This is a genomic window from Pseudomonas sp. Sample_11 (assembly GCF_004307505.1).
Taxonomy (GTDB): Bacteria; Pseudomonadota; Gammaproteobacteria; order Pseudomonadales; family Pseudomonadaceae; genus Aquipseudomonas; species Aquipseudomonas atacamensis.
Genome location: NZ_RCOD01000058.1, coordinates 25,942 through 33,080 on the forward strand (window position 1 = coordinate 25,942; position 7,139 = coordinate 33,080).

A 7,139-nucleotide genomic window follows, 5' to 3' on the forward strand; every position below is an offset into this window, starting at 1 on the left:
ATGCAAACCAGTTGCAGTTGAACAGGAAGACGATGAACTGAGAAAAAACCTGAATGCTATCTGGAAATTATTTCCTGACTGCCATCGGCGAGGGTGCGCACCGTCACCGGCAGGATGCTCGGCAAGGCTTTGAGCAAGGCGTCGGTGTCGTCGGATTTGAACACGCTGGTCAGGCGCAGGCTGGCCACGTTCGGCTGGGATACGGTCAGCGGTTTGTCGCGATAGCGCGATACTTCCGCCGCTACTTCGCCGAGGCTGGCGTTGTTGAACACCAGTTTGCCGTTGCGCCATGCGGTCAGTTCCGCCGGGTTGACCGCGTAGGCCGGCAGGACCTTGCCCTGGGCATCGACCGCCGTGCCGAGGCCTGCGGTGAGATTGATGAATTGGTTGTCCGGGGCAGCACTTCCCTGCACCTTTACCGTGCCCTGCTCCACCGCCACGCGGGTCTGCGTGGCATCGCGGCGCACATCGAAACGTGTACCGGTGACTGTGACCTTGCCGCTGCCGGCCTCGACAATAAACGGACGCGAGGCGTCGTGTTCAACACTGAACATCGCCTCGCCCGCGCTCAATTCGATCACCCGTCGATCCTTCTCATAACGCACCTGCAAGCGGCTGCGACTGTTCAGATCGATCAGCGAACCGTCCGGCAACGCCACATGCTTGCGCTCGCCCGGCGCCGTGACGAATTCAGCGCGGTAAGCGCCCGGATGATTCAAACCACTGAACAGGCCAAGCCCCAGCGCCACGGCGAGGACACTCGCGGCGACGGCATAACGCAGCATCGGCCGGCGTTCGCGGCGGGGAGTTTGCGCAAGCGCCTGAAGACGCGACGTCGGCAGCAGATCAGCCGCCGTCCACAAGCCTTGCAGCAACTGGAATTCTTCACGGTGCTGCGGATGCTCGTTCAGCCAGGCCTCGAAGCGCTGCCGTTGCTCGATGCTGACATTCGGCTCCTGCAATCGCACGAACCAGGCCGCCGCTTCGTAACGCACCGCCGTTTGCCCACAGGCGCAATCTCTCGTCTCCATCATGGAATATTCTGTCCGGCTGAGGTTGAGACCAGGCACGCCCCCTTGTAGGAGCTGCCGAAGGCTGCGATCTTTTCGACGTCACACGTCATCATGACTGCAAGCCATCCAGCCGCTCACGCAGATGCCGCAGGGTGCGGATCATATACTTTTCGACCATGTTCTTGGACAGCCCCAGGCGTTCGGCGATTTCTGCCTGAGTCAGGCCTTCGATCTTCTGCCAGACAAAGATCTTGCGGCAGTTGAGCGGCAGCTCGGTGAGCGCGCGTTCGATGGAATCGGCCAACTGGATCGCGTGCATGTAATGCTCCGGATCGCCCGCCGACGACGCACTGTCATCGACCGCCTCCGACTCCATGACGCCCCGGCGGTCCTCCCGCCGATAACCGTCAACGGCGATATTGCGTGCGGTCTGATGCAAATACGCACGCGGCTGCTGCACCGCCGCCGAATCCGCCTCGAGCACCCGCACAAAGGTGTCGTGCGCCAGATCCTCGGCCTGCGCGCGATTGCGCAGGCGACGAGTCCAGGTGCCGATCAACTCTTCGTAATGTTCGAAAAAGCCGGATCTGCGGGAGCGCATGGGGGATGGGCGGCGTGGTGAGAAAGGGGCGTGAATAGTAATGCTTCGTATTAATACAAAGCAATGCACGCTGTGATGGTGTTCTTGATGCAAGGTGCAAGCACCGACAGCCCCGGGTGCGCAAGCACACTGAAGATACCTCTGTAGGAGCTGCCGAAGGCTGCGATCTTTTGCCTTTGCTTATAAAAAGCCAAGATCAAAAGATCGCAGCCTTCGGCAGCTCCTACAGGGGATTGTGGGCAGCTTAAGCCTGCGGTAGTTTGCGGAAGCCCACCGCCAGGCGATTCCAGCCGTTGATGGTGTTGATCGCCACCGTCAGGTCAACCAGTTCCTTCGGCGAAAACTGCGCAGCGACGACTTCATAGTCTTCGTCCGGCGCGTGGGTCAGGCTCAGTTGTGTCAGCGACTCGGTCCACAGCAGCGCGGCACGCTCACGCTCGCTGAAGAACGGCGCTTCCCGCCATGCCGTCACGGCGAACAGGCGGCGCGGGGTTTCGCCGTCCTTGATCGCGTCGGCGGTGTGCATGTCGATGCAGAATGCGCAGCCGTTGATCTGTGAAGAGCGCAGCTTGACCAGTTCGAGCAGACTCTTTTCCAGCGACAGTTTCGAGACGGCATTTTCCAGCGCCATCATCGCTTTCATGGCATCGGGGGAAGCGGTGTAGAAATCGGCACGAGATTGCATGGTGGGCTCCGGGGTAGCGATTGAATGTGTGGCTACGTTAGTCCCCGGGGGTGGTTCGGCAAATAGCCAATATTGCAGAAGAACGGTAGGCCACTTGGCGCGGCGACTGACCGCTCGTCACTCGACGGGCACCAAGGTTTCAGTGCGCAAGACCAATATCAGGTAATCCCCTTTATCAGGAGACGTACCATGATGACGCGCAAATTCACTTCGTTATTGTTGGCCGGCCTGCTCGCCACGGCGTCCGCCGCCAGCTTCGCTGCCAATGACAGCACCGATGCGACGGGCACCAAGTCCGGCGGCGCCAGCAGCTCGACCATGCCGCCAGACAACACCCCGGGCTCGCCATCGGGTGGCAGCGGTTCTGGCGGAACCAATAACGGCACCGGCACTGGTACTGGCTCGGGTATGGGCACCGGCACGGGTACCAATGGCGGCGCCAGTGGCTCGGGTTCCGGCGCGGGCGGTGGCACCGGTTCGGCCGGCGGCGGCACGGGTGGCGCGGGCGGTGGCACGGGCGGCTGAACGAACAAGAGCCATCCCAGATAGTCCTGCTTACATCAGGACCCAATGTGGGAGCGAGCCTGCTCGCTAAAGCGGTCTGTCAGCCAACCTTGATGCAAGCTGACACACCGATTCGCGAGCAGGCTCGCTCCCACTTCTGATTTCTGTTGATTGAAAGAATCAGCGATCCGACCGCATCAGTTCGGCAAAACCTTCTTCCGGCGCATACACCGCCGCGCGATTGCGTCCGGCATTTTTCGCCTGATACAACGCCGCGTCCGCGCGCTGGATAAACACTTGCGGGCTGTCGTTGCCATGCGGAATAAACGCATAACAGCCCAGGCTCACGGTGAGATAACCGGTCGGCGAGCCGCTGTGGATGATGTGCTTGTCGATCACGCTGCGGCGAATCTGCCCGGCTATCGCCAGCGCGCCGTTGATGTCGGTGTCCGGCAGCAGCACGGCAAATTCTTCGCCGCCGTAACGCACCGCCAGATCCGACTTGCGCTGGCAGCAGGCCTTCACCACTTGCGCCACCTGCGCCAGGCATTGATCGCCGGCGACATGACCATAAGCGTCGTTGTAGCGCTTGAAGAAATCGATATCGAGCATGATCAGGCTGACCGGGCTGACCTGGCGCGCGCCACGAGCAAACTCGATGTCCAGCGAGCGCTCGAACAAGCGCCGATTGGCAAGTCCCGTGAGGCTGTCGTGGGTGGCGATCTGCTCCAGCGCCAGTTGCGCCTTGCGCAGGTTTTTCTCGATACGCTCGCCGTCGCGCACCTGATGAATGAATACCCAGCCGAACAGGCCAACCCCGAGAATCACCAGCGCGACAATCACGCTGGACTGAAAGGCGCGGTCATACCAGCCCTGCAGAATCGTGTCTTGCGACGTCGCCGCAGAGACCACCAGCGGATACGAGGCGAGCTGGCGATAGCCATACAAGCGGGTCACGCCGTCTACCACTGAATTGAGCATCGCGGTGCCAGCGTTAGCGTTCGGCAGCAGGGTTTGATAGATCTCGCCGTGGGCCACCGAGGTGTTGATCAGTGATTCATCGAAGGGCCGTCGCGCCAGCAAGGTGCCGTCGGTCAGCGCCAGAAACATGATGCCGCTGTCATCGAGGCTGAAGCTTTTGAAGAACTGATCGAAGTAGGACATGCGGATGCCGGCCATCAGTACGCCCTGAAAGTTGCCGAGCTGGTCGTTGACGCGTCTGGAAATCGGAATGATCCACTCGCCGTTTTCGCGGCTGCGAATCGCCGGGCCGATGTGCGCAACGGTCGAAGCATTCTGCTGATGGAACTTGAAATACTCGCGATCAGCCACGCCGTTGCCACGAGGCAGATCGGCGAACGAGGTGATGATCCACTGCCCTTCGCGATCGAAGAGAAAGATGCCATGCAGCTGATCCAGTTGCTGCGCGCGACGGGCAAAGATCCGTTGCAACCGAGGTCGCTGCGCCGCTCCATAACCATCGTCCTGAATCCAGTCGACCAGGCTGGTCATCACCAGATCCGCTGCACGCACAGTGTCTTCGGCCTGCTGCGCCATGGCCCGGGTCAGGTTGCCCGAGGCCATCTTCGCCACCGCCAGATCCTGACGCCGCGACTGCTCCAATTGCAGGTACAGCAGACCGCACAGGCACAGGCTCACCGCAACGATAAACAGCACCGCCGCTTTGCGAAGCGGCAACCGTTTGAGCGTGCCGGGAGCCTGATGCGGATCGTGAATGGGGATTGGCAAAAGCATGTCCTGGGCAGGTACGACAGGGGCGCGAGCCCGAAACCCTTGTATGTGTGAGCGTAGCCCACCGGGATGTACCGGGCAAACGCCCGCCTCCCGCCCAGTTATCGGCGCGTCGCGAGTTTGGATGATCGCTTTTCGTCGATTTATTTACGATTGCTTCTTTACGGTTAATCAGTTGTGCAGGGCCAGCCGCCGCATCGCGCTGGTCAGGTGCGCGCGGGCACTTTGCGCATCGCCTTCACGCATCTGTTCATAGGCGCGCTGCGCAATCGCATGGGGCACCGGTTTCAATTCACGTTGGGTTGCCATCGCCAGCAGCTGCACCTGCGCGGCGCGTTCCAGGTAATACAGATCGTCCCAGGCTTCGGCAATGGTCGGCGCGGCGACAATCACACCGTGGTTTTTCAGAAAGAGAATGTCGGCATCGCCCATGACGCTGGCGATGCGGTCGCCTTCGGATGCGTCCAGTGCGAGGCCGTTGTAATCCTCGTCCACCGCTGTGCGCCCGTAAAATTTCAGCGCGGTCTGCCCCAGCCACAGCAGCGGCGGGCCTTGCAACAGGCACAACGCGGTGGCGTGGGGCATGTGCGTATGGAACGCAACTTTTACCCGTGGCAGTTGTTTGTGCAGGCGCGCGTGGATGTAGAACGCAGTTGCTTCGGGCTCGCCATCGCCAGCGACCACATTGCCGGCGAAGTCACAGACCAGCAGATTCTGCGCTGTCACTTCCGAAAAAGCGTAGCCGTATGGATTGACCAGAAACAGATCATCATGCCCCGGCAGCATCGCCGAAAAGTGATTGCAGATGCCCTCCTCCAGACCATGCAATGCGGCCAGTTGAAAGCACGCAGCAAGTTCGTTGCGGGCGGTGATGATCGCCTCGGTGTCCAGGTGCAGCGTTGCGCTGGGTCTGGCTTTGCCAGTGCCGCTCAAGATATGAGCCATGGCAATTCTCCTTAGGTCCAGCCGAGGGATTTGAACAGCGGCAGCACTTGATCGAGGCTGGACAGGATCGCGTCGGGGCGATAGTCCGGCAACAACTGACGACCCGTGCCGCGATCGATCCACACGCAACGAAAACCCATGTCCCGCGCCGCCGTGTGATCGAGCGTCGGGCTGGCGCAGATGTGCACCACTTCATCCCGGGTCACGCCCAATTGCTCATGAGCGTAGTCGAACAGGCGCGGCGCCGGCTTGTAGGCACCGGCCTGTTGCGCGGTGATCACCCGGTCGATATGGCCGCCGAGCTGCGCAACGTTGCCGGCAATGATGTCGTCGTCGGTGTTGGAGACAATGCATAGCTTGAAGCCCATGGCTTTGAGCTGCGCGAGGGTGTCGATCACTTCGACAAATGGCGGCATGTTCGGGATGGCCGCCGCCAGGCGTTGACTGTCCTCGGGCTGGCTCGGCAAGCCCAATTCTGCCAGCGCCAGTTGCAGGCCGAGGGTGCTCAGTTCGCGAAAGGAACGGTGCGGCGGCGTTTGTTCGAGACGGTGCTCGTGACGGTCGTAGACTTCGATCAACTTAGTGGCGTCGACTGCGTGCTCGCCCTTGTCGCTGAGCAGTTTCTCGACCACGGCTTTCAGCCCTTCATCCCACTGAATCAGCGTGCCGTAGCAATCGAAGGTCAGCCATTGCGGGCGTGGCGCGTTGTTCAAGGTCATCGGTCGATTCCTCCAGAGTGAGGACTTCAGCTTATGAGCGTGCGGTGATAGTGTGAAATTAAATAAACACCCGATTGTCATTCGCAAATCAACTATCAGGAACGCCGCCATGCTGGATCTGGAATTGCTGAAAACCTTTGTCTGCGTGGTCGACGAAGGCAGCTTCACCCGCGCAGCCGAACGTGTGCACCGCACGCAATCGACGGTCAGCCAGCAGGTGCGCAAGCTCGAAGATCTGGTCGGCCACCCGCTACTCCTGCGCGACCGCACCGGAGTGAACGTCGCGGTCACCGAACACGGCGAACTGCTGATCCACTATGCGCGCCGGTTGCTGGCGCTGTCCGCCGAAGCCACGCAAGCGCTGGCCAGTGACGTCGACCTGGAAGTGCTGCGCATCGGCATGCCGGAAGACTTCGACGCCCGGCGCATGGCACTGATCCTCGCCGGTTTTACCCGCAACCATCCGCAAGCGCGCCTGGAAACCATCAGCGGCATGAGCCTCGACCTGCGCCAACGCCTCGACGCCGGCGACATCGACATTGCCCTGATCAAACGCGAACCCGACAGCGGCCCGGCATGGGCCACCTGGCCGGAACGACTGGTCTGGGTCAAAGGCACCGAATTCGACACCTCCAGCGGTGTGCTGCCGCTGGCGCTGTTTCCGCAGGGCTGCCTGTACCGACAACGGGCGATTCGCTTGCTCGATGTGGCGCAGCGACCATGGCGAGTGGCGTTCGGCAGCCATAGCCTGACCGGGATTCAAGCGGCGGTAGCGTCTGGGTTAGGGATTTCGGTTTTGCCGGTTTCGGCGCTATTGCCAGAGCATGAGGTGTGTAGGGATCTGCCGGAGTTGGCGCCGACGGAACTGGCGCTGGTCAGCCGCGAGGGAGTGTTGAGTGGGATGCAGCGGGGGCTGGTGG

8 protein-coding genes are annotated in these 7,139 nt (G+C 61.1%); 2 read left to right on the forward strand and 6 right to left on the reverse strand.

Features of this window, described 5'->3' with window-relative positions; translation table 11 throughout:
* Positions 1-56 precede the first annotated feature (56 nt).
* The 3 genes from D8U60_RS17030 to D8U60_RS17040 form a co-directional block, all read right to left on the reverse strand.
* Positions 57-1,034 carry a FecR family protein gene (locus D8U60_RS17030; protein WP_130900560.1) on the reverse strand — a complete coding sequence of 326 codons (978 nt, stop codon included), beginning with the start codon at positions 1,032-1,034 and terminating at the stop codon, positions 57-59.
* Between the two features lie 88 nt (positions 1,035-1,122).
* Positions 1,123-1,614, reverse strand: a complete 492-nt coding sequence (locus D8U60_RS17035; RefSeq protein WP_065615952.1) for a sigma-70 family RNA polymerase sigma factor — start codon at positions 1,612-1,614, stop codon at positions 1,123-1,125.
* A gap of 244 nt (positions 1,615-1,858) precedes the next feature.
* A complete protein-coding gene (locus D8U60_RS17040; protein ID WP_024013585.1) occupies positions 1,859-2,299 on the reverse strand; it encodes a carboxymuconolactone decarboxylase family protein in 441 nt (146 codons plus the stop codon).
* A 189-nt stretch (positions 2,300-2,488) separates the two neighbouring features.
* On the opposite strand from D8U60_RS17040, the gene D8U60_RS17045 reads away from it, so the two are divergent.
* On the forward strand, positions 2,489-2,824 hold the full coding sequence (locus D8U60_RS17045) for a hypothetical protein (RefSeq protein ID WP_016775424.1): 336 nt from the start codon (positions 2,489-2,491) through the stop codon (positions 2,822-2,824).
* A 159-nt stretch (positions 2,825-2,983) separates the two neighbouring features.
* Here the strand turns inward: D8U60_RS17045 and D8U60_RS17050 are convergent, their stop codons facing one another.
* The 3 genes from D8U60_RS17050 to D8U60_RS17060 form a co-directional block, all read right to left on the reverse strand.
* The gene (locus D8U60_RS17050) at positions 2,984-4,552 is read right to left on the reverse strand and encodes a sensor domain-containing diguanylate cyclase (protein ID WP_130900561.1); all 1,569 of its coding nucleotides are present in this window, start codon (positions 4,550-4,552) and stop codon (positions 2,984-2,986) included.
* Between the two features lie 174 nt (positions 4,553-4,726).
* The gene (locus D8U60_RS17055) at positions 4,727-5,500 is read right to left on the reverse strand and encodes an aldolase (RefSeq protein ID WP_122508342.1); all 774 of its coding nucleotides are present in this window, start codon (positions 5,498-5,500) and stop codon (positions 4,727-4,729) included.
* Positions 5,501-5,511: 11 nt separating this feature from the next.
* Positions 5,512-6,219, reverse strand: coding sequence for a haloacid dehalogenase type II (locus D8U60_RS17060; protein ID WP_130900562.1), 708 nt, complete (start codon positions 6,217-6,219; stop codon positions 5,512-5,514).
* Positions 6,220-6,328: 109 nt separating this feature from the next.
* Here D8U60_RS17060 and D8U60_RS17065 point away from each other — a divergent pair.
* A partial coding sequence (locus D8U60_RS17065; RefSeq protein ID WP_130900563.1) for a LysR substrate-binding domain-containing protein occupies positions 6,329-7,139 on the forward strand: 811 nt, incomplete at its 3' end.

Excerpts from the sequence above, each read along its gene's own strand:
- D8U60_RS17030 (WP_130900560.1), bottom strand. The coding sequence starts at position 1,034 with ATGATGGAGACGAGAGATTGCGCCTGTGGGCAAACGGCGGTGCGTTAC.
- D8U60_RS17035 (WP_065615952.1), bottom strand. The coding sequence starts at position 1,614 with ATGCGCTCCCGCAGATCCGGCTTTTTCGAACATTACGAAGAGTTGATC.
- D8U60_RS17040 (WP_024013585.1), bottom strand. The coding sequence starts at position 2,299 with ATGCAATCTCGTGCCGATTTCTACACCGCTTCCCCCGATGCCATGAAA.
- D8U60_RS17045 (WP_016775424.1), top strand. The coding sequence starts at position 2,489 with ATGATGACGCGCAAATTCACTTCGTTATTGTTGGCCGGCCTGCTCGCC.
- D8U60_RS17055 (WP_122508342.1), bottom strand. The coding sequence starts at position 5,500 with ATGGCTCATATCTTGAGCGGCACTGGCAAAGCCAGACCCAGCGCAACG.
- D8U60_RS17060 (WP_130900562.1), bottom strand. The coding sequence starts at position 6,219 with ATGACCTTGAACAACGCGCCACGCCCGCAATGGCTGACCTTCGATTGC.